At 67.5% G+C, this 22,332-nt stretch carries 18 protein-coding genes; 13 read left to right on the forward strand and 5 right to left on the reverse strand.

The features are described 5' to 3' along the window. Positions 1-8 precede the first annotated feature (8 nt). From HNO51_RS16900 to HNO51_RS16925, 6 genes are all read left to right on the forward strand, one after another. Complete coding sequence (locus HNO51_RS16900) at positions 9-956, forward strand: D-2-hydroxyacid dehydrogenase family protein (protein ID WP_209537939.1); 948 nt, start codon at positions 9-11, stop codon at positions 954-956. 12 nt (positions 957-968) lie between these two features. Next, positions 969-1,370, forward strand: a complete 402-nt coding sequence (locus tag HNO51_RS16905; RefSeq protein WP_197448411.1) for a carboxymuconolactone decarboxylase family protein — start codon at positions 969-971, stop codon at positions 1,368-1,370. Between the two features lie 74 nt (positions 1,371-1,444). Then, positions 1,445-2,371 (forward strand): siderophore-interacting protein, encoded by a 927-nt coding sequence (locus HNO51_RS16910; RefSeq protein WP_209537940.1) that lies wholly within the window; start codon positions 1,445-1,447, stop codon positions 2,369-2,371. A 96-nt stretch (positions 2,372-2,467) separates the two neighbouring features. Beyond that, entirely contained in the window at positions 2,468-3,070 is a 603-nt protein-coding gene (locus HNO51_RS16915; RefSeq protein WP_209537941.1) for a 2-hydroxychromene-2-carboxylate isomerase, read from the forward strand. A gap of 176 nt (positions 3,071-3,246) precedes the next feature. Then, positions 3,247-3,528 (forward strand): EF-hand domain-containing protein, encoded by a 282-nt coding sequence (locus HNO51_RS16920; protein WP_197451090.1) that lies wholly within the window; start codon positions 3,247-3,249, stop codon positions 3,526-3,528. Between the two features lie 271 nt (positions 3,529-3,799). Then, positions 3,800-4,276, forward strand: coding sequence for a helix-turn-helix transcriptional regulator (locus tag HNO51_RS16925; protein ID WP_209537942.1), 477 nt, complete (start codon positions 3,800-3,802; stop codon positions 4,274-4,276). 65 nt (positions 4,277-4,341) lie between these two features. On the opposite strand, the gene HNO51_RS16930 is transcribed toward HNO51_RS16925, so the two are convergent. Further along, positions 4,342-5,772 carry an amidase gene (locus HNO51_RS16930; protein ID WP_209537943.1) on the reverse strand — a complete coding sequence of 477 codons (1,431 nt, stop codon included), beginning with the start codon at positions 5,770-5,772 and terminating at the stop codon, positions 4,342-4,344. A gap of 247 nt (positions 5,773-6,019) precedes the next feature. Further along, entirely contained in the window at positions 6,020-6,862 is an 843-nt protein-coding gene (locus tag HNO51_RS16935) for a DMT family transporter (protein WP_242597138.1), read from the reverse strand. 183 nt (positions 6,863-7,045) lie between these two features. Here HNO51_RS16935 and HNO51_RS16940 point away from each other — a divergent pair, with 183 nt between their 5' ends. Further along, positions 7,046-7,999 (forward strand): LysR substrate-binding domain-containing protein, encoded by a 954-nt coding sequence (locus HNO51_RS16940; RefSeq protein ID WP_209537945.1) that lies wholly within the window; start codon positions 7,046-7,048, stop codon positions 7,997-7,999. Positions 8,000-8,010: 11 nt separating this feature from the next. Here HNO51_RS16940 and HNO51_RS16945 read toward each other — a convergent pair whose 3' ends face one another. Next, positions 8,011-8,625, reverse strand: coding sequence for a flavin reductase family protein (locus tag HNO51_RS16945; protein ID WP_209537946.1), 615 nt, complete (start codon positions 8,623-8,625; stop codon positions 8,011-8,013). A 58-nt stretch (positions 8,626-8,683) separates the two neighbouring features. Beyond that, complete coding sequence (locus HNO51_RS16950) at positions 8,684-9,631, reverse strand: AraC family transcriptional regulator (RefSeq protein ID WP_242597139.1); 948 nt, start codon at positions 9,629-9,631, stop codon at positions 8,684-8,686. Between the two features lie 234 nt (positions 9,632-9,865). On the opposite strand from HNO51_RS16950, the gene HNO51_RS16955 reads away from it, so the two are divergent. The 3 genes from HNO51_RS16955 (at position 9,866) to HNO51_RS16965 (ending at position 11,283) form a co-directional block, all read left to right on the forward strand. After that, a complete protein-coding gene (locus tag HNO51_RS16955; protein ID WP_209537947.1) occupies positions 9,866-10,588 on the forward strand; it encodes an SDR family oxidoreductase in 723 nt (240 codons plus the stop codon). 156 nt (positions 10,589-10,744) lie between these two features. Next, the gene (locus HNO51_RS21070) at positions 10,745-10,969 is read left to right on the forward strand and encodes an Atu4866 domain-containing protein (protein ID WP_242597140.1); all 225 of its coding nucleotides are present in this window, start codon (positions 10,745-10,747) and stop codon (positions 10,967-10,969) included. 41 nt (positions 10,970-11,010) lie between these two features. Then, positions 11,011-11,283 carry an EF-hand domain-containing protein gene (locus tag HNO51_RS16965; protein WP_197451092.1) on the forward strand — a complete coding sequence of 91 codons (273 nt, stop codon included), beginning with the start codon at positions 11,011-11,013 and terminating at the stop codon, positions 11,281-11,283. A gap of 105 nt (positions 11,284-11,388) precedes the next feature. Here the strand turns inward: HNO51_RS16965 and HNO51_RS16970 are convergent, their stop codons facing one another. Continuing rightward, complete coding sequence (locus HNO51_RS16970) at positions 11,389-12,381, reverse strand: 5'-nucleotidase (RefSeq protein ID WP_209537948.1); 993 nt, start codon at positions 12,379-12,381, stop codon at positions 11,389-11,391. A 170-nt stretch (positions 12,382-12,551) separates the two neighbouring features. Between HNO51_RS16970 and recC the strand changes: the two genes are divergently transcribed. From recC to recD, 3 genes are read left to right on the forward strand one after another with little or no spacing between them, the layout of a single operon-like run. After that, complete coding sequence (gene recC, locus HNO51_RS16975) at positions 12,552-16,187, forward strand: exodeoxyribonuclease V subunit gamma (RefSeq protein ID WP_209537949.1); 3,636 nt, start codon at positions 12,552-12,554, stop codon at positions 16,185-16,187. Beyond that, on the forward strand, positions 16,184-19,978 hold the full coding sequence (gene recB, locus HNO51_RS16980) for an exodeoxyribonuclease V subunit beta (RefSeq protein ID WP_209537950.1): 3,795 nt from the start codon (positions 16,184-16,186) through the stop codon (positions 19,976-19,978). Before recC ends, recB begins: the two co-directional genes overlap by 4 nt. After that, entirely contained in the window at positions 19,975-22,332 is a 2,358-nt protein-coding gene (gene recD / locus HNO51_RS16985) for an exodeoxyribonuclease V subunit alpha (RefSeq protein WP_209537951.1), read from the forward strand. Before recB ends, recD begins: the two co-directional genes overlap by 4 nt.

Here is a 22,332-nt window from a genome sequence, read left to right on the forward strand (position 1 = left end):
ACCAGCCCATGAAGATCGTGATACCCGACGACTATCAGGACTGCGTGCGCCACCTCGACGCCTTCGCCAGGTTGGAGGGCCACGACGTCACCGTCTATCACGACACCGTAGCCGACGAGGACGCCCTGGTGGAGCGCTTCCGCGACGCCGAGGCCCTGGTGCTGATCCGCGAGCGCACGCCGATCACTGCGTCATTGCTTGCCCGGCTGCCCAAGCTGAAGGCGATCAGCCAGACCGGCGGCGGCGCGGCCCACGTCGACCTGGCCGCCTGCAAGCGCCACGGGGTCACGGTCATGGCCGGCACCGGTTCGCCCCATGCCACGGCGGAGCTCACCTGGGGCCTGGTGCTGGCGGCCATGCGCCACATCCCCGAGGAGTTTGCGAACCTCAAGGCCGGCCGCTGGCAGCGCACCCTGGGCACCGGCCTCAAGGGCCGCACCCTGGGGATCTTCGGCTACGGCAAGATCGGCCGGCTGATCGCCCGCTACGGCCAGGCCTTCGAGATGAACGTGCTGGTGTGGGGCCGCGAGGGTACCCGCGCCCGCGCCACCGAGGCCGGCCTCGACGTGGCGGCAAGCCAGGCCGAACTGTTCGAACGCAGCGATGTGCTCAGCCTGCACCTGCGCCTGAACGCCGACACCCGCGGCATCGTCACCGCCGCCGACCTCGCGCGCATGAAGCCCGACGCCCTCTTGGTCAACACCAGCCGGGCGCCACTGATCGAGCCAGGCGCGCTGGAGGCGGCGCTGCGCAAAGGCCGCCCGGGCCGGGCCGCGGTGGACGTCTTCGAACAGGAGCCGGTGACCAATCACCCGCTGCTCGCGCTGCCCAACGTGCTCGCCACGCCCCACCTGGGCTACGTGGAGCAGGACAGCTACGAGCGCTACTTCGGCGATGCCTTCGACAACCTGCTGGCCTTCGAGGCCGGCCGGCCGGTGAACAACCTGGCCGAGTGAGAGGAGAGTGCCATGACGTCGTCCCACGACCGTCTCGACCCCGATGGGCTCGCCACGCGCCGCGAGGTGCTCGGCGACGCCTACGTCGATAACGCCCTGGCCCAGGCCGACGAATTCGGCTGGCCGCTGCAGGAGTTGGTGACGCGCAACTGCTGGAACGACATCTGGAACCGGCCGGGGCTGGCACGCCCTACCCGCAGCCTGGTCAACATCGGCATGCTGGTGGCGCTCAACCGCCCCCACGAGCTCAAGGTGCACCTGCGCGGCGCGCTCAACAACGGCTGCAGCGAGGCGGAGATTCGCGAGGTGTTGCTGCAGTGCGTGCCCTACTGCGGCTTCCCGGCGGCCATGGACGGCATGCGGGTCGCCCGCGAGGTGATCACCGCCTACCACGAGGAGCAGGCCGGGGGTTGAGCCGCACCCGACAGTATTGAGAATGATTATCGAGAATGTTAGCCTGCGGCCATCTCACGCGGAGTCACGGCACCATGGCCAAGCAGAGCTACCAGGTCTTCGACATCACCCTTTCCCGCCGCACCCAGCTCACGCCCTCGCTGGCCCGGTTCACCTTCACCGGCGCCGACGTGGCGCGCATGGCCACCCACGCCCCGGACCAGCGCATCAAGCTGTTCTTCCCTACCGCACGCGGCAGCCTCGAGGCCCTGTTCGACTGCGTCGCGGCCGTGCCCGACGACTGGTATGCCGCCTATCGCGGCCTACCGGAGGCCCTGCGCCCGCCGATGCGCACCTACACCATTCGTGCGCTGCGTGCCGGGCATGGCGAAGTCGACATCGAGTTCGTGCTGCACGGCGACGAAGGACCGGCCTCGCGCTGGGCGATGCGCGCCCAGCCGGGCGACCGCCTGGCCATGACCGCCCCGACCGCCGACGTGGAAAATCTCGGCGTGGGCTATGAGTGGAAGCCGCCGCGCGGCGTGCAGCGCATTCTCGTCGTGGCCGACGAAACCGCCCTGCCGGCGGCGGCCGGCATCCTCGAGACGTTGGCCGCGCGTGCCGACCGCCCGCAGGTGGATGCGCTGATCGAGGTTCCGCTGGGCGACGACACCCGGCCGCTGGCCATGACAGCCGGGGTGCGATGGCTGCCGCGCGATGTCACGCCCGGCTGCGCCCATGGCGAGCGCCTGTTGCGCGCGGTGCGCGACGTCGACCTGTGCGCCGAGATCGCCCGCCTGGCCGACACCACCGACAATGCCGAGGGCCAGGACGAGCCGGCCGACGACGAGTTGCTGTGGGAAGCGGCAGCGACAGACGACGGCGCCCCCTTCTACGCCTGGATCGCCGCGGAGAGCAAGGTGGCACTGGGCATCCGCCGCTACCTGGTCAACGAGTGCGGGCTGCCCAGGCGCTACGTCAGCAGCATGGGCTACTGGCGCGAGGGCAAGGTGCTGGGCTGAGCGCCCCGCCCCATGGCTTCGGAAAAAAACGGGGACACCCGCACCCAGGCGCGCTAGCCTCAGGAGACCGTACGAAACGGAAGCGAGGGAGCCCCCATGCCCAAGCGCATCAGCTACTACTTCAGCCTGGTCTCGCCCTGGACCTACCTGGGCCACGCCCGCCTCGGCGAAATCGCCGCCCGCCACGGCGCCACCGTCGATTACGTGCCGGTCACGGTCAGTGCGGTCTTCCCCAGAACGGGCGGCCTGCCGCTACCCAAGCGAGCCCCGGAGCGCCAGGCCTACCGCCTGGTGGAGCTGCGGCGCTGGCCGCGCCTGCTGGGCATTCCGCTCAACGTGGAGCCGAAGTACTTTCCCGCCGACGATCGCCCCGCGGCGCGCCTGGCGCTGACCGCCAAGGCTCGGGGCCACGACATCGCCGCGCTGTCGCTGGCCGTCCTGCGGGCCTGCTGGGCCGAGGAGCGAGACATTGCCGATCTCGACACACTGGAGGCGATTGCCGACGCCTGCGGCCTGGATGGCCGGGCGCTGCTCGAGGAGTCGGAAACGGAGCCTGGCCAGCAGCGCCTCGACGAGGCCTGCGAGCAGGCCATCGCCGCCGGCTGCTTCGGTGTCCCGTGGTACGACGTCGAGGGAGAGCCGTTCTGGGGCCAGGACAGGCTCGAACTGGTGGAGAAAAAGCTCACCGGCGAACTGTGATCCCGTCCACCGAGGGGGAGGCTCAGGCGCTCAGGGCCGCGCCGCCCTCATCGCACAGCAGAAACGTGCAAAGCACCGCACGCCCGGGCAAGCCTGGCCGTGGGCGACATCCCATCATGGATACGACGAGTTGGCCCTGGCTCGTTCCCCATCAACCATGACAGGAGGTCGCCCCCATGAGGCTTCGCACTCTAGCGCTACTGTTCACCCTGTCCCTCGTCCCCGGTACGGCGCTCGCCGATCGCCCGTCCCCCGAGGATGAGCCCATGATGACGCGTAGCGGCAGCATGCAGGCTCCCTTGATCAAGCGTCACTTCGACCAGCTCGACACCGACCGCGACGGGCGGCTGAATCAAGCCGAAACCGTTGGAGTCTCGTTGTCAGACGCGTTCTGGGAGCTCGACCGCAACCGCGACGGCTTTCTCAGCCGCCAGGAGTATGACTACCATCCCAACTGATCGCGCTATCTCTGCCCTGCCGACGCGAGTGCCTGGGCACTCGCGTCTGTGCTTGGGGAGGTAATTCAGCTGAACCGTAGGCTCGAATGGGAATGGTCGACGGTAGGGCTGGCCTATACTTCTTATCGGCCCGTTCAACGGAACCAGACCCTCTGAGCGATCAAGCCCCAGCTTCGCCCAGGAAGTCCGAATTTTCGGGGGCGATGCCATGGCGCCGTTACCGGTCAGTTCGCCGCGAGTACCCAGCACCATCTATGAAATGCGGGAGAGAGTGATTCAGCTGCTCGATGAGGCCGCGGCGACCCTGGCCCGGGATCAGGAAGCGGCACGCAACAGCCTGGCCGAGGCCCGACTGTTGCTGGCACAGGCTCCCTTGGCAACCGCACCGGAGCCGGCGCTTCATGGCGGGCTCGTCGGCTGGCAGATTCGCCGCGTGATCGCCTTCGTCGACACGCACCTGGATGCGACGATCCACGTCAAGGAGATGGCCGCCGAAGCACGCCTCAGCCTCAGCCACTTCTCGCATGCCTTCAAGCTGACCTTCGGCGAACCGCCCCTGGCCTACGTGACCCGCCGACGACTGGCCCGTGCCTGCGAGATGATGCTCGCCGGCAACGCGCCGCTCTCACGGATCGCCCACGATTGCGGCTTCTACGACCAGTCACACTTCACCCGACACTTCCACCGCCGGCTAGGCATGACGCCACAGCGCTGGCGCCGCCTGCATGCAGAAGGACCAGGTGACTGACGCATCGCGCGAGTTTAGCCCGGCGTCGCGCCTGCCGCTGATCGACAACGCTCCCCGTCCCACAGCTAGGAAGCGACAAACGGGTCGACTGGCGTGCTGGCACCGAATGCCGCCTCGATGACCTCGCCAGCCTCGAGCACCAGGTCGTCGCGAAAGCGGTCGGCATACAGCTGGACGGTCATCGGTGCGTTGTCGATCGGCCGGGTCGGCAATACTACAGCGGGGAAGCCGAGCAGATTACCGGGGGTCACGAACCACTGCATGCCCAGCATCAGCTCACTGCCGGCGGGCGACGCCACATCGGCGTCGTGCACGAACGGCGCCGAAGGCCAGACAGGCCCCAGCACGATCGGATACTCCGCAAAGAACGCCGCCCAGGCCCTGCCGAGGCGCGAACGCTCCTGATGCAGCGCGGCATGAGTCACCGTCGGGTCGACCTTGGCGATCAGGGCATCCATGAGTATGGCTGCCTCCGCGCTGAGCACCGGGCGCATCGCTTCGGCCGTAAGGCTCAGGTCGGACATCTGGAATTGTGTCCACAGGTGATTGATCAGCTCGATCTCCGGCGGTACCGCCTCCTCCACCTGATAACCCGCGGCGGCAAGCGCCTCGCCGGCCGACCGCACACCGGCGACAATGGCCGGATCGACAACAGTGCCGGGCAGTGTTGTCACCATGGCAACACGTCGCGGAACTGGTGCGCCTTCCAATGCCACCGTGACCGAACGAGGGTCACGCAGATGCTGCCCGTGGACCTGCTCCAGCATCAGCCTGAGATCCTCAACGCGGCGGGCGATGGGTCCATCGGTCAGCATCACCTGGGCACTCAGGAAACCGTCACCGGCACCACCGAAGGGAACGCGCCCCTGGGTCGGCTTCAAGGCGGCAACACCGCAGCAAAACGCCGGGTTTCTCAAGGATCCGCCGATGTCGTTGCCGATACCAAGCGGCGACATGCCGGATGCCACCGCCGAGCCTTCTCCTCCGCTGCTGCCTCCCGCGGTCAACAGGGCATTCCACGGGTTGCGCGTCAGCCCCCTGAAGGGGTTGCTGGTGGAGACCCGCAGGCCCATTTCCGGCATATTGGTGCGCCCGATGGGAATGGCGCCGGCGGCGCGCAAGCGCTCGACCACCGGCGCATCCTGCTGGGGCAATGCATTGGCGTTCGCTGCCAGGCCGAAGGTCGTCGGGCTGCCGAGGCAATCGATATTCTCCTTCACCGTGATCGGCACCCCGTACAGAGGCGGCAGATCGCGTTCCCCCGTCTTCTTACGATGGGCATCCGCCGCGTCAGCCGCCTTGCGGGCCGACTGGTGCAGCGTGACGGTGACGGCATTCAGCGTGGGATTCACGGCCTCGATCCGTGCCAGATGCGCATCGACGACTTCGCGGCTCGAGACCTCGCCGGTCTTGATCAGGGTCGCCAACGCCGAGGCGGAGTGCCGCCAGAGATCCTGCCAATGGCGAGGAGGCTGGGGCGAAGAACGCTTCTTCATATTCACTTCCTCTGTGGCGTGACACCCGGAGCTGTGGCGGCACGAGATGCGATCCTGCATCGTCATGAAGGGTTGGCACCGGTGCGGGCAATCGTCCCGCAGGACAGCCGATAGATGTCCCGCTGCTCAGCAGTACCTCTTCCAGCAGGATAGCCGCTCATGGGGAATTTCCTGCCGGTGGTGAATGAACATGCCGGACCGGCTCCCCGCCGACAACGATGCCCGGATCGAGCTTCCAAACGGCGCCCTAGCGCGTCACCATCAGCAGGCCGGCCAGCAGCGCAATGCCGCCGGCGATGAAGCTCAGTGTCAGCGGTTCGCCGAGCAAAGCGGCGCCGAACAGTACGCCGAATACCGGCGACAGGAACGAGAAGATGCCCAGCTGCGAGGCGAAATAGCGCCTCAGCAGCGAGAACCACAACAGCAACGCGGCAAAGGAGATCACCAGCGTCTGGAAGGCGAGGCTGGCGATGACCGCACCGGTCGCATGGATGCGGCCGAGATCTCCCAGTAGCGTGGCAACGGGTATCAGCAGTAGACCGGCGATGACGAGCTGACAGCACAAGGTCTGGACCGGCGGCGCTTCGGACAGCGACGAGCGCCGAATCACCAGCGTGGTCGCGGCCCAGGAGAAGCCCGCCAACAGCCCCAGGGCATCGCCCAGCAGGATGGCTCCGGCGTTCTCGACAGCGGTCGTCGGCGCCAGCGCCACGGCCATACCGGCGAAGGCCAGCCCGACGCCCGCCCACTGCCGCCGCGTCAGTTGCTCGCCTGGCACCCACAGGTGCAATCCCAGCGCGGCGAACACCGGCGCGGTGTACAGAAAGACCGACATATGCGATGCCAGCGTGTGGTTCAGCCCCCACGCCACGAACACGAATTCCGAGGTAAATCCCAACCCCACCAATAGCCCCGGCCCGAGGTGAGCGCGGAAGTCGGGCAGCCGCAAGCCATGCCGGTAGGCCAAGGCCGCCACCAGCAGGCCCGCGATGGCGGAACGCAGGGCGACCTGCGCCAACGGCGAGATATCGGCGGCGACCGCCTTGATCGCGACCTGCTGAAGCCCGAGCGCCAGGCAGAATAGCACCATCAGGCCACTCGCCTGCAAATCGAGATGACGGCGTGCGGTGGTGCTCGCCACAGCCTCAGTTCGAGTCAATCGCCTGGTGTGCTCCATACCGCCTCCTTGGCCGTTAATGCCGCCAGTCAAGCAGTTGTCAGCACTTGCTCCAAACGATTACTCTGCTGCCCTAGACTCAGGAAAAATCACCCTATGAAGATTGAGCGCCTGCCCCTGAACGCGCTTCGGGCGTTTGCTGAAGCGGCACGCGAGGGAAGCTTCAAGACCGCCGCCGGCCGCCTGGGCGTCACCCCCGGTGCGGTCAGCCGACAGGTCAAACAGCTCGAGGAGCGACTGGGGATGCCCCTCTTCGAGCGGCACGCCAACGGTGTACGCCTGAACGAGGCTGGGCGCCACCTGGCCGCCGACATCGACAGCGGCCTGGAACGCATCGCAGCGGGAGTCACGGCCGCAAGGGCACGGGCACGCAGCGCCGCGACCCTGTCGCTGAGCGCCCCACCTTCCTTCCTGCAATTGTGGTTACTACCGCGTCTAGCGGATTTCGAAGCCTCGGCACAGGGGTTCAGCATCTCCCTCGACGCCAACCAATCGCTTACCATACCCGCCTGGCAAGGCGACGGCGCACGCCTGGCGATTCGCTATGGCCGTGGCCCCTGGCCGGGCGTGACGAACCATCGCCTGTTCGCCGATGAACTGTTTCCCGTCTGCGCCCCGTCGTTGCTGCAACAGGGCCGGCCTCTGCGAGAACCCGCCGACCTGGCCGACCACACCCTGCTCGACGTCGGTTGGGAATCGCGACAGGGGATCGCCTTTCCTGGCTGGAGAGAATGGCTCGAGGCCGCCGGTGTTGGGGACCGCGTCGCCCCGCCGCAACGCCGCTACTCGCTGTTCGGCCTGGCGCTGGACCAGGTCATCGCCGGGCACGGCGTCATGCTCGCCAACCACCCCATCGCGATGGATCGCTTGAAGAGCGGCATCCTCGTGCGCCCTTTCGGCGAACGCCATGCGCTCGCCTCCCCCATGACCTACGATCTGCTGGTGCCCGCCACCGGCGAGGCACCGCCCGCGGTCGGCCGCTTCATCGATTGGCTGCTGGCCGAAGCCGCCGCCTTCGACCGGGAGACGCTGAGCGGCAAAGTAGGCTAGACAAGGTGCCGTCAGGCGGGCCGCTCCAGACCGAACAGGTCGCTGGTGCGGGCGTAGTCGCTGCCCGCCATGCGGCCGATGGGCTTGAGCGCCTCGACGCTCACGTGACGGCCGTTCCAAATCGCGTCGTCGATGTGGATCGACACCACCTCCGCCAGCACCAGGCAGCCCGCCATGGGCTGATCGCCGAAGCGCACGATCTCGCGCAGCCGGCAACCGAAGGCCACCGGAGCCGCCGCCACCCGTGGCACCGTCAGCCCCGGCATGGAGACCTTCTCCAGCCCCGCCAGGGCGAACTCGTCCTCGCCCGCCGGCAGGCTGGCGCTGGTGGCGTTCATCGCCTCCACCAACGCTTCGCCGCTGATGTGCACCACGCACTCCGGCACCTGCTCCAGGTTGCGGATGGTGTCCTTGGGCTGGCTTTCGCCGTTGAGCAGCGGCGAGAAGCCCAGCACCGGCGGCGCCACGCTCACCACGTTGAAGAAGGAAAACGGCGCCAGGTTGGTATTGCCGTCGCGATCCTGGGTCGAGACCCAGGCGATGGGGCGCGGGCAGATGGTGCCGCAGAACAGGCGATAGATGGCCCCGCTGCTCAGCGATGCCTCTTCCAGCAGATAGTCGCTCATGGCCAGCCCTTGTTGCAGTCGGTGAAGGCCTTCCATCCTACACCCGCCGAGGCATCGCTCAATGCGCCATCGCCAGCCCCGCCGCCTGAGCCGGCGGCAGCAACGCCAGCGTGGCTTTCATTTCACGCACCTCCTCGCCGGGCGGCCGGCCGAAGAAGCGCTTGAACTCGCGGCTGAACTGCGAAGGGCTCTCGTAGCCCACCCTGGCGGCGGCCGCCGCGGCGGGCAGGCCATCACGGATCATCAGCAGCCGGGCCTGGTGCAGCCGCGTCGACTTGATGTACTGCAGTGGCGATGTCTGCGTTACCGCCTTGAAATGCACGTGGAACACCGCCGTACTCATGCCGACTTCACTGGCCAAGCGCCCCACCTCCAGGGGCTCGGCGTAATCCGTATGAATACGCTGCAGCGCCTTGGCGATCCTGCCGAACTGCCCTTGATGCGCCAGCGCCGCGCGCACGCTTCCGCCCTGTTCGCCGACCAGTACGCGGTAGTAGATCTCCCGCATGATTGCGGGCGCCAGTACCTGGGCTTCGAGAGGTGAAGCCAACGCCTCGAGCAACCTGAGCGTGGCATTCGCCATGGGCGCACCGAGCGGCGTGGAGAGCATGCCCCGTGGAGGTGCTGTCGAACGTGAATCCGCCTGGTCCAGCAGGAAGACCAGCTCCGCCACCACGGTCATGTCCAATCGAATCGAAATGGCCAGCAGCGGCTCCTCGGGGCTTGCCTCGGTCTCCGATGCGAAAGGCAGCGGCACCGACAGCACGAGGTAGTGCAGGGCATCGTAGAGATACACCTCGTCGCCCAGATAGCCTCGCTTGCGCCCCTGGCACACGATCACGATGCTCGGCTCGTACAGCACCGGTGTGAGCTTCAGCGGACGATTCGAACGCAGGAAGCGCACCCCATCCAGCAAGGATTGGGTGTAGCCCTCATGCGGGGCGAGCCGATACAGCTGCTCGACCATCCGCTCATGGGGAAGGCTGACAGGCGGCCTTGATGTCATCGCGCAAGCCCCTTTTCTACTTCCTGATGAATTAATTTTTAGGCAACAATATCCAACATATCACTTCTCAAGGAAAGCCCACCCAATAGGATTAGGCAATATATCGATAGGAATGGATCTGTTGGCATTCCCGCCGCCTCCGTAGGCTTGTCACAACGACGCTCTTGTTCATTGGCTCGCTCATCCGAGCCCTGCGAGAGGTCGTCACAAGCCACCCCATACGGAGCCTATCCCATGAGCAAAGTGATTCTTCTCACCGGCGCCAGCAGTGGTATTGGCGAGGCTACCGCCCGCCTGCTGGCAAGCCATGGGCATCGACTGGTCATCGGCGCACGCCGCACCGAGCGGCTGGAAGCGCTGGCCCAGGCCATTCGCAACGAAGGCGGCAGCGTGGAGTATCGCGCGCTGGACGTCACCCGGCGCGAAGACGTGCAGGCCTTCGCCGATGCCGCACTGAAGCTTCATGGCCGCATCGACGTGATCGTCAATAACGCCGGCGTCATGCCGCTTTCGCCCCTGGCCTCGCTCAAGGTCGACGAGTGGTATCGCATGATCGACGTCAACATCCGCGGCGTGCTGCACGGCATCGCTGCCGTGTTGCCCACGATGCAGGCCCAGGGCAGCGGACAGGTGATCAACATCTCCTCCATCGGCGGGCTCTACGTGGTGCCCACTGCCGCCGTCTACTGCGCGACCAAGTATGCCGTGCGCGCCATTTCCGATGGGCTGCGCCAGGAGCACGACAAGCTTCGCGTCACCTGCGTCTATCCCGGCGTGGTGGAGTCGGAGCTTGCCGACACCATCACCGATCCCGGCGCCGCCGAGGCGATGAAGAGTTACCGCCAGATCGCACTCAAGCCTGACGCCATTGCCGCGGCCATCGCGCATGTGATCGCCCAGCCCGACGAGGTGGACACCAGCGAGATCGTGGTCCGCCCCACCGCAAGCCCGGCATAAGCCCGGCCGCAGCCGAGGAAACCCGATGCCCCTACCTACCAAGCGACTCAAATCCGCCCCTGTGGCTCTAGCCACCGTCGCAGCACTCTCCCTCCTGGGGATGGCTGCCACCGCAACCGGAGACGACACCATGGCAGACCATCCCTATGTCGGCATGTGGGTCACCGACGATGGCCACACATACGCCACGAACTGCTGCCGAACAATCGCTACGACGAGGCCCGCGGCGAGCGCGAGAGCGCCTATCAGGGCCGCTACCGCGTCACCGGCAACACCATCGAGTACTGGGACGACACCGGCTTCACCGCCGACGGCGAGTTCATCGACGGCGTGCTCTATCACGCCGGCATGGTGCTACGGCGGAAGAGTAGCACTCGCTGACCGGGAAAATTCCACACCTGTTATTTGAAGGAAACGACACGATGAAAATTCGGAAATTCGCACTTTCCCTTGCGCTTACTCTTGCCTCAGGTTTCGCCCTTGCCGAAAGGGGCGCAGAGGAGCCGATTCCACCGCTCCTCGGATCCTCTAGCGCAACAGGCCAGAACAGCTTCGACCGACTGGATCTGGACGGCGATGGCCACATCTCCCGGCAGGAAGCCCAGGCAGGTTCGCTACCGGAAATCTTCCTGTTTCTGGATCGCAACCATGATGGGCTGATCTCACGGCAGGAGTTCCACTACCGTCCGCGTTGATAGCTCGTCATGGCGTAAAGCATGTGCAGGCACAGCAGATCCAGTCTGCACACGGAGAAGGGGGCCCAGCGCCCCCTTCGTCGTTGTGGCGAGAGGGGGCTAATTTCAAGGCGAATTCTCTTCAGGTAGAGAGTGGCCAGGTCGGGTCGCCTCTTTCTCACCGGAAACGAGGCCCTGGTTGAGCTGCCCGAACGGCACATGCACCGACGGCAGGATATCGCTGGTTGCCGAAAGGTGAGACGCCTGGTCGTCGAAGAAGATATGCGGCTTGATGATGCCGAGGACATGCTCCTTGGCGATGCCGCCGAGGAAGTAGGCCTCGTTGACGGTCACCCCCCAGCTACGCATGGTATGGATGACACGCTCATGGGCCGGCGCGTTGCGGGCCGTCACGATGGAGACCCTGACCTTGGGGCGATAAGCGCCTTGCGTTTCCTCCTCGCGCTGCTTCTCCAACATCTGGATATGCGCCAGCTTGCGCAGGAAGATAGCCAGCAAACCCGCCTCCGCCGGCACCTGTGCATTGGCCCGCTCGTATTCGCGAAACGCCTCGATCCCCTGCTGCTGGTAGATGGTTTCGGACTCGTCGGTGACCAGCACGCCATCGAAATCGAAGGCAATGCGCAGCTCCTCCTCGTCGGTCAGGTCGAGATCGCCCGACGACAGCACCTGCCCCGCCGGGTGCCCGGCCAGGATCGCCTGGTCGACGTCCTGGCGATTGGCCGACAGAAAGAGGCTGATGTTCAATGCCGGAATGAAGCGGTGGGGGTAGCGCCCCTGCAGGAAGATCGCCCGCGTGATGCCCAGCTCATGATGCTCGATCGACTTCATGACCCGCAGCCCGGTTTCCGGATCGTTGCGCGAGAGCAGCACCACCTCGATGGGCGGATTATTCGGGCTCAGCTCGTTCAACGAAAGAAGGCGCTTGATAAAGGGGAAGGCAACGCCGGTGCTTAACGGCTTGTTCTCATTGTCGCGCTGATAGATGCGATAGGACGCCTCGCCCTGCTCGCGAAAGACCCGATCGGATTCCTCCAGATCGAACAGGACGCTGGATGCCAGCCCGATTACCAAGCGTTCGCTGAGATCGTAGGCCATGGCCGTCCCTGATGAAGAAGTGCAACGCACGATCTCCAGACCATGCCTCAGAGCTTTCGGCCAGACAAGCGCCTATCCGTAGAGGCGTCTCGGCCTGGAAGAGCATGACGGTAAAAGCGTAAACCTGTAAAACTGCAAAACTGTATTCAAGTTCGCAGCAAGGACCCGCCATGCCGTTCGCCTCCCCCCAGGAGAATGCCCTCACCCCCGGCTTCATGGTCGTTCACGGCAATCGCCTGGAGGACCTGCGCGGCGTGGCGGTGGAGTGGATGAAGCGCCACCCGCTGGCACCGCTGGAGAACGAGACCATCCTGGTGCAGAGCAACGGCATCGGCCAGTGGATGAAGCTGGCGCTGGCCGCCGACGAGGCCGACGGCGGCAGCGGAATCGCCGCCGCGCTGGACGTCACGCTGCCGGCGCGCTTCCTGTGGCAGGCCTACCGCGCGGTGCTCAACCACGTGGAAGGCGACCCCAACGCGGTGCCGGCCACCTCGCCCTTCGACAAGTCGCGCCTGCTGTGGCGGCTGCTGCGCCTGCTGCCGGAGCTGATGCCGCGCGACGAGTTCGCTCCGCTGCGCCGCTTCCTCGAAGGCGACAGCGACCTGCGCAAGCACCACCAGCTCGCCGAGCGCCTGGCCGACCTGCTCGACCAGTACCAGGTGTACCGCGCCGACTGGCTCGAGGCCTGGTCCCGCGGCGAGGACGTGCTGATCTCCGCCCGCGGCGAGGCCCGCCCTATCGAAGACACCCAGCGCTGGCAGCCGGCCCTGTGGCGGGCCGTGGTGAAAAGCGTTGCCGAGGACGTAGGCGACGACGGCGTGGCCTCCAGCCGCGCCATGGTGCACCGGCGCTTTCTCGCCGCCGCCCGCGAGCTTCGCGGCAACGAGTGCCCCCCCGGCCTGCCGCGACGGGTGATGGTGTTCGGCATCTCCTCGCTGCCGCAGCAGGCGCTGGAGGCCCTGGCCGCCATCGCCCGTTGCTGCCAGGTGGTGTTGTGCGTGCACAACCCCTGCCAGCACTACTGGGCCGACATCATCGAACACAAGGACCTGCTCCGTGCCCAGCGCTACCGACAGCGGCGCAAGGCCGGCATGCCCGAACGGCTCGACGTGCTCGGGGATGGCAGCGATGACGGAGCGCAGAGCCTGCACCTGCACGCCCAGCCGCTGCTGGCCGCCTGGGGCAAGCAGGGCCGCGACTACCTGCGCCTGCTCGACGAGCACGACGACGCCCAGCAGTACGAGGCCTTGTTCCGGGCCGACTCGCTGCGCATCGACCTGTTCGAGCCCTTCGTGCGCGAAGGCGACGGCCGGTTGCTGCAGCAGTTGCAGGACGACATCCGCGAGCTGCGCCCGCTGCACGAGACCCGCGAGACCTGGCCGGGGGTGGACCCGAGCCGCGACGACTCCATCGTCTTCCACGCCGCCCACAGCCCCCAACGCGAAGTGGAAATTCTCCACGATCAGCTGCTCGCCGCCTTCAGCGCCGACCCGACCCTCAAGCCCCGCGACGTGATCGTGATGGTGCCGGATATCGACCACTACGCGCCGCATGTTCAGGCGGTATTCGGACAACTGGAACGCGACGACCCGCGCCATATCCCCTTCACCCTCTCCGACCAGGGCAGCCGCCACCGACTGCCGCTGCTGATCGCGCTGGAGAAACTGCTGCGCCTGCCGGAGCTGCGCCTCTCGGTGAGCGACCTGCTCGACCTGCTCGACGTGCCCGCCCTGCGCGCCCGCTTCGGCATCGACGAGCAGGACGTGCCCACCCTGCGCCGCTGGATCGAGGGCGCCGGCATCCGCTGGGGGCTCGACGCCGGCCAGCGCGGCAGCCTCGACCTGCCCGCCGGCATGGAGCAGAACACCTGGGCCTTCGGCCTGCGCCGGCTGCTGCTGGGCTACGCCGTGGGCGAGGCCGCCAGCGGCCCGTGGCAGGGCATCGAACCCTTCGACGACATCGGCGGGCTGGAAGCGGCGCTGGCCGGGCCGCTGGCCGCGCTGCTGGAGACCCTGGAGGCGCAATGGCGCCGCCTGCGCGAGCCCACCGACGTGGCCGGCTGGGTGGCGCGCCTGCGCACCCTGCTGGAGGCGAGCTTTCTGGCCGAAGCGCCGGAAGACAGCCTGATGCTGGCCCAGCTCGAACAGGCGCTGCAGAGCTGGCAGGAGAGCGCCGAAGAGGCCGGCCTGACCCGCGACCTGCCGCTCTCGGTGGTGCGCGAGCACTGGCTGGCCCAGATCGACGAACCCAGCCTGTCGCAGCGCTTCCTGGCCGGCGCGGTCAACTTCGCCACCCTGATGCCGATGCGCGCCATCCCCTTCAAGCGGGTGTGCCTGCTGGGCATGAACGACGGCGACTACCCGCGCAGTCACCCGCCGATGGACTTCGACCTGATGAACGGCGACTACCGCCCCGGCGACCGCTCCCGCCGCGAGGACGACCGCTACCTGTTCCTCGAAGCGCTGCTCTCCGCCCGGGAGCAGCTCTACGTCAGTTGGGTGGGTCGCAGCATCGTCGACAACAGCGAAAAGCCGCCCTCGGTGCTGGTCGGCCAGCTGCGCGATCATCTCCAGGCCGGTTGGCACACAAGCGATGGCAGCGACCTGCTCGAAGCCCTCACCACCGAGCACCCGCTGCAGCCGTTCAGCCGCAGCTACTTCCCCAGCGAGGCGCAGCAGGCCGAGCGCAGCGTCGCCGCCCGGCGGCTGTTCACCTACGCCCACGAGTGGCGCGAGGTGCATGGTGAAGTAGCCGCGGCAGCGGCGCCCCTCGACTTGGAGCCATATACGCAGGACACACCGCTAACGCTGTCCCAACTCGGCAACTTTCTGCGCGACCCGGCCCGCGCCTTCTTCACCACCCGGCTCAAGGTCTTCCTGGAACGCGAGGACATCGTCAGCCTCGACCACGAGCCCTTCGACCTGGACGGCCTCGCCAACTGGCAGCTACAGGACCTGCTGATCCGCGAGCAGCGCCGCGCCGTGGACGAAGGCCGCGAGCGCCTGCCCGTTCTGCTCGACACCCTCGACCGTTTGCAGGGCCAAGGCGTACTGGCCATGGGCGCCTTCGGCGAGCGCATGCGCGAGCAGCTCAGCGAACCGATGGACGCGCTGTTCGAAGCCTACGAGGAAGCGCTGGAAGCCTGGCCCCACGCCATCGAGGAGCCCGAGCCGGTGCAGCTCGACGTGCCCGGCGCCCCCCCCATCGAAGACTGGCTCGACGAACTGCGCGAGAGTGACTCGGGCGAGCGCTGCCGCCTGGTGCTCGCCAGCAGCAGCCTAGTCAAGAAGGGCAAATACCGCTGGTCGCACATCCTGCGCCACTGGGTCGCGCACCTGGTCGGGCACCTGAACGACAGGCCCATGACCAGCCTGCTGCTCTCCAAGGCCGGCCACGTCACCCTGCCGCCCCTCGATCCGGAAGCGGCCCGCGGACATCTGCGCGAGATCGTCCGCACCTGGCAGGCCGGCATGCAGGTGCCGCTGCCGCTGGCCTGCGACACCGCCTTCGTGTGGCTGAGCAAATTGGGAACGCCTGATACCGAGCGCGACAGCGACGCCTGGCGCGCCGCCGCCAGCACCTACAACGGCGACGACTTCAACGCCGGGGAGGCGGGCCGCAACGCCTACCTCGCCCACCGCTGGCCGAGCTTCACCGCGCTCTATGAAGCCCGCCAGGACCGGCTCGGCTTCGCCGAACTCACCGAGCGGCTACTCGCCCCGGTACACCTGGCGGTGAAAGGCGACAAGAAAGAAGAAGGGACGAGCAAAGAGGGAAGAGGGAAGACAGCGGGAGGCAAGGCATGAGCGACGTGACGCAGCTGAATCCGCTTGAGTTCCCGCTTCACGGCAGCCGCCTGATCGAAGCCAGCGCCGGCACCGGCAAGACCTTCACCATCGCGCTGCTCTACGTGCGCCTGGTACTCGGCGCCCGCTCGGCCGACGACAATACCGCCTTCGAGCGCCCGCTCACGCCGCCCGAGATCCTCGTCGTCACCTTCACCAACGCCGCCACCCAGGAGCTGCGCGAGCGTATCCGTGCGCGGCTGGTCGAGGCGGCCAATGTTTTTCTGCAACCGGTGGAAGGCGCCGAGGGCGACGGTCTTCTTCTTCAATTACGCGACCAGTATGACCCCGCCACTTGGCCCGCCTGCGCCCGACGCCTGCAACTCGCCGCCGAATGGATGGACGAAGCCGCCGTCTCCACCATCCACAGCTGGTGCTATCGCATGCTGCGCGAGCACGCCTTCGACAGCGGCAGCCTGTTCTCGCTCGACCTGGAAAACGACCAGACCGAGCTGGAGCTCGAGGTGGTGCGCGACTACTGGCGCAGCTTCTACTACCCGCTCAACCTCGACGAGCTGGCCATCGTGGTGCGCCACTGGAGCACGCCCGAGCAGCTGCATGCCGCCGTGCGCGGGCTGATGCCCGAAGCCGAGGCGCTGAACAAGAACGCCCCGCCCCCAGCCGAGACCATCGCCAACGCCAGCCACGAGACCGCCGAGCGCCTGGCCCAGCTCAAGGCCCCCTGGCCCCAGTGGGTGGACGAGTGTGAGGCGCTGTTCGAAGAGGCCGCCCAGCAGAAAGCCTTCAAGGGCCAAAGCTTCAACGCCAAGAGCCGCGCCAGCTGGCTCGGCAAACTGCGTGAATGGTGCCAAGGAGAGGCCACCTGGCCCGGCCTGACCGACGCCGCCTGGAAGCGCCTCACGCCCCAGGGCATGGCCGATATCTGGCTCAAGGGCGAGCCGCCGAATCATCCGGCGCTGACCGAGCTGGAAAAACTCCAGGACGAACTCAACGCCCTGCCCGATCCCTACGCCGATCTGCTCACCCACGCCGTGCACTGGTGCCGGGCGCGGCTCGACCGCGAGCAGGAGCGCCGCGCCGAGATGGGCCCCAACGAGCTGCTCACCCATCTCGACCGGGCGCTCACCGGCCCCAACTGCGAGGCGCTGGGCGCGCAGATCCGCCGCCAGTTCCCGGTCGCCCTGGTCGACGAGTTCCAGGACACCGACCCGGTGCAGTACCGCATCTTCGACTGCGTCTACCGCATCCGCGAGAACCGTAGCGAGTGTGGGGTATTCCTGATTGGCGATCCCAAGCAGGCGATCTACGCCTTCCGCGGCGCCGACATCCATACCTACCTGCGCGCCCGCCGCGATACCCAAGGCCGCCACGTCACCCTGGGCACCAACTTCCGCTCCAGCCGCGAGATGATCGAGGCGGTAAACCGCTGCTTCGCATTCGCCGAAGCCCACCCGCCCGGCGCCTTCCTGTTCAACTCGCCCGAGGGGAACCCCGTTCCCTTCCTGCCCGTGGGAGCGAAAGGCCGCAAGGACTCACTCACCCGCCAGGGCCAGCCGCTGCCGGCGATGACCCTGTGGCAGCTCGAGTGCGACGAGCCGCTCTCCAAGACCGCCTACCAGCAGGAGATGGCCGAGCGCTGCGCCTCCACCATGGTGGAGCTGCTCAACGAGGGGCAGCGCGGCAGTGCCGGCTTCCGCAACGAGCAGGGCGACTTGCAGCCGCTCAAGCCCTCCGACATGGCGGTGCTGGTCAACGGCCTGGGCGAGGCGCGCTCGATCCGCCAGGCGCTGGCCCGGCGCGGGGTGAAGAGCGTCTACCTCTCCGACAAGGACAAGGTGTTCGCCTCGCCGGTCGCGCGGGAGCTCGACGCCTGGCTGCGCGCCTGTGCCGAGCCCGGCTCTTCTTCAGGACAGGGGGACCGACTGCTGCGCACCGCCCTGTCCACCCCGGTGCTGGGGCTCGATATCGCCACGCTGGACCGGTTGAACGAAGACGAGCTGGCCTGGGAAGGCCGCGTGCTTCAGTTCCGCGGCTACCACCGGCTGTGGCAGCGCCAGGGCGTGCTGCCGCTGGTGCGCAAGATCATCCACGACTTCGACGTGGCGCAGCGGCTGCTTGCCTGGGGGCCTGCCAGCGACGGTGAGCGCTTCCTAACGGACTTGTTACACCTGGGTGAGTTGCTGCAGCACGCCAGCCAGGAGCTCGACGGCGAACACGCGCTGATCCGCTTTCTCGCCGAGGCCATCGCCAACCCCGAAGGCCATGGCGACACCCATAAGCTGCGCCTGGAGAGCGACGCCGACCTGGTGCAGGTCATCACCATTCACAAGTCCAAGGGGCTGGAGTACCCGCTGGTGTTCCTGCCCTTCATCTGCAACCACCGCCCGACGAAGAAGGACGACTCGCCGCTGCGCTGGCACGACGCCGAGGGCCGCCTGCGCATCAGCCTGGAAGCCGACGAGGAGACCCTGGCCACCGTCGACCGCGAGCGCCTGGGCGAGGACCTGCGCAAGCTCTACGTGGCGCTGACCCGCGCCCGCCACGCCACCTGGCTCGGCATGGCCCCGCTCAAGGGCGGCGAAGGCAGCGCCATCGGCCAGCTGCTGGCCAACGGCGAAGCGCTGAGCCCGGCAGGATTCGCCAGCGCGCTCACCCGGCTCAAGGGCGACTGCGCCGCCATCGAGATCGCCCCGGCGCCACCGGCTCATGCCCAGATCGTCAGTCAAACCGAGCGCGACGATGCCCTTGGCGAAGCGCGCACCCCCACGCGCCCGGCCCGCGAGCACTGGTGGATCGCCAGCTACTCGGCGCTGCGCCTCTCCGGCGAGACCGTCAGCGTCGCATCGGCCAGCGCCCCAGTAAGGGCTGACTTACCTGTTAAGCCCCATGACGAAGCGCAGCGTAGCAGCAGCCTGCCGGAACCCGCCACCGCCATGGAAGCCACCGCGTTGGAGGTGCTGGAGGAACCCCGCGACAGCAGTCAGAGCGAACCGTTGCCTTCCTTACATCGGTTCCCCCGAGGCCCCGGGCCTGGAACATTCCTGCATGGGATATTGGAGTGGGCTGGGGAACTGGGCTTCGCCCGCGTGGCACGCGACCCCGCCCTGCGCGAGGAAACCCTGGCCCGGCGCTGCCAGGTGCGCGGCTGGCAGCCGTGGCTGAACACCCTGCACGCCTGGTTCAGTACCCTGCTCGCCGCCCCGCTGCCGCTGCCCAACGGCGCGGGCAGCCTCAGGCTCGAAACGCTGACGAGCTATCAGGTGGAGATGGAGTTCTGGTTCGCCTCGCGCCAGGTCGACACCCGCCGGCTGGACGCCCTCGTAAGTGCTTACACACTGGCAAGCCCGGATAACGGCTCGGGTGCCGGCCTGCCCCGCCCGGCGCTGGATGCCGATACCCTCAACGGCATGCTCAAGGGCTTCATCGACCTGGTGTTCGAGCATGAGGGGCGCTACTACGTGGCCGACTGGAAATCGAACCACCTGGGGCCGGACGACAGCGCCTACAGCCAGGAGGCGATGCGCCAGGCAGTGGCCGCCAAGCGCTACGACCTGCAGTACGCGCTCTACCTGCTGGCCCTGCACCGGCTGCTCAAGGCGCGCCTGCCGGGCTACGACTACGACCGCCATATCGGCGGCTCGCTCACCGTCTTTCTCCGGGGCGCCAATGCGGAGAGCCGCGGCGTACACGCCGAGCGCCCCCCGCGTGAGCTGATCGAAGCGCTGGACGCGCTGTTCCAGGGTGACACCCGAGCGGCAGGCACCCGCCACACCACGGAGGCGCCGGCATGAGCAAGCGCAGCAAGCACCACGACGACGCTACCCCGGACCTGTTCGCCGATCTCGGTGAGGAATCAGCAGGCAGCCGCCAGGCAGCCGACGAGGGCGCCGAACCTGAACCGCCCCAAGCCGAGCCGGAACCGAACCAGGCCGCGCAGGGCGACGTGCAAGCCGCGCTCCACAACCCCCAGGCGCTGTTCGCCCTGCTCGACCGCTGGGTGGAGCGAGGCTGGCTGCGCGCGCTGGACCGGGCGCTGGCGAGCTTCTTCCAGCGCGAGGTGAACGACGCCCCACCCCTGCTGCTGCTCGCCGCGGCGCTGGCCAGCCATCAGCTCGGCCGTGGCCACGTGTGCCTCGATCTCGCCCAGACCCTCGCCGCCCCCGACCTGGCGCTCTCGCTGCCGCCGGAAGGCGACGACCTCAGCGACCCGCCGCCGCTGCCAAGCGACCTGCTGGCCGAGCTGGAACTCGCCACCTGGCGTGACGCTCTGCACCACCCCGCCCTGGTGGCGGACGGCAACGAACCACCGGGAAACACCCCGCTGGTGCGCAGCGAGCGCGACGGCAACGTGCGGCTCTACCTGCGCCGCTACTGGCAGTACGAGCAGGACATTCGCGGCCTGATCGGCAGCCGACTTGCTGCCACCACCGACGCAGAAGCCGACACCGTCACCCTGGCCCGGGCACTGGCCGCGCTCTTCACCCCGGGGCATGAACTCGACTGGCAGCAGGCCGCCTGTGCGCTGGCCAGCCGTTCGCGCTTCGCCGTGATCACCGGTGGCCCCGGCACCGGCAAGACCACCACCGTGGTCAAGCTGCTCGCCCTGCTGCAGGCCTTGGCCCTGGGCGAAACCACCCCAGTTGGCTCCGCCGCCCCGCGCCCGCTGCGCATTCGCCTGGCCGCCCCCACCGGCAAGGCCGCCGCACGGCTCAACGAATCCATCGCCAAGCAGGTGCAGGGGCTTTCGCTGGTGGAACTGGCCGCCGCCGTAGGCCAACAGGGTGTGGATATCCCGACCCTGCGCAACAGCATACCCACCGAAGTGACGACCTTGCACCGCCTGCTGGGCTCGCGGCCGGACACCCGCCACTTCCGCCACCACGTCGGCAACCCGCTGGCGCTGGACGCCCTGGTGATCGACGAAGCCTCGATGGTGGATATCGAGATGATGGCCGCCGTACTCACCGCCCTGCCGCCCAAGGCGCGGCTGATTCTGCTTGGCGACAAGGACCAGCTCGCCTCGGTGGAGGCCGGCGCCGTGCTCGGCGACCTGTGCCAGCACGCCGAAGGCGGCCACTACACCCCGGCCACCTGCGACTGGCTGCAACGGGTGACCGGCACGCCGATTCCTGAACGCTACCAGGACGAAGGCGGCCAGCCGCTGGACCAGGCCATCGCCATGCTGCGGGTGAGCCACCGCTTCGATGCCAAGAGCGGCATCGGCCAGCTCGCCGAAGCGGTCAATCGCCCGCTCGCACCCGAGCATGGGCAGAAAGAGAAGAAACGCGCGGTATGTGAGATCTTCGGCACTGATGGAAAGTCACACTACGCCGACATCGCCCGCCTCGCCCTGGCGGACGCCGACGACCCGGCGCTGGATCGGCTGGTGGTGAACGGCAACCCGGCCGGTTTCATCAACGGCGGCGAAGGCCGCCACGACCGTCGCGGCGAGCCCATCGCACCGCCCCGCGGCTACGCCCACTACCTGGACGTGATGCAGCAACAGCGGCCCGCCCAGCCCTTCTTCGGCGAAGGCGAAGCGCGCCCGCCCTACGACGACTGGGCGCGCCAGGTACTCGCCGCCCACGGCCACTTCCAGTTGCTGTGTGCCCTGAGGAAAGGCCCCTGGGGCATCGAAGGGCTGAACCCGCGCATCGGCCGGGCGCTGCGCCGTGCCGGCTGGCTCAAGGCCAGCGACCTGGAGCTGGAACAGGGCTGGTTCGAAGGCCGCCCGGTGCTCGTCACCCGCAACGACTACGGCCTGGGGCTGATGAACGGCGATATCGGCATCACCCTAGCCGTGCCCGAAGCGCGCAGCGCCAGTGAAATGGCCGGCCGCACCCTGCTGCGCGTCGCCTTCCCGGCCAGCGACGGCAGCGGCGACATCAAGTGGGTGCTACCCAGCCGCCTGCAAGCGGTGGAAACCGTCTTCGCCATGACGGTACACAAGTCCCAGGGCTCGGAATTCACCCACACCGCCCTGCTGCTCCCCGACGTCCCCAACCCCATCCTCACCCGGGAGCTGGTCTACACCGGCATCACCCGGGCAAGGGACTGGCTGACGCTGGTGGAGACGGGGCGCGGGATGCTGGATGAGGCGGTAACGAGGGAGGTGGTCAGGGTGAGTGGGGTGGGGAAGTTGTAA

The sequence above is a fragment of the Billgrantia sulfidoxydans genome, from assembly GCF_017868775.1.
Taxonomy (GTDB): domain Bacteria; phylum Pseudomonadota; class Gammaproteobacteria; order Pseudomonadales; family Halomonadaceae; genus Halomonas; species Halomonas sulfidoxydans.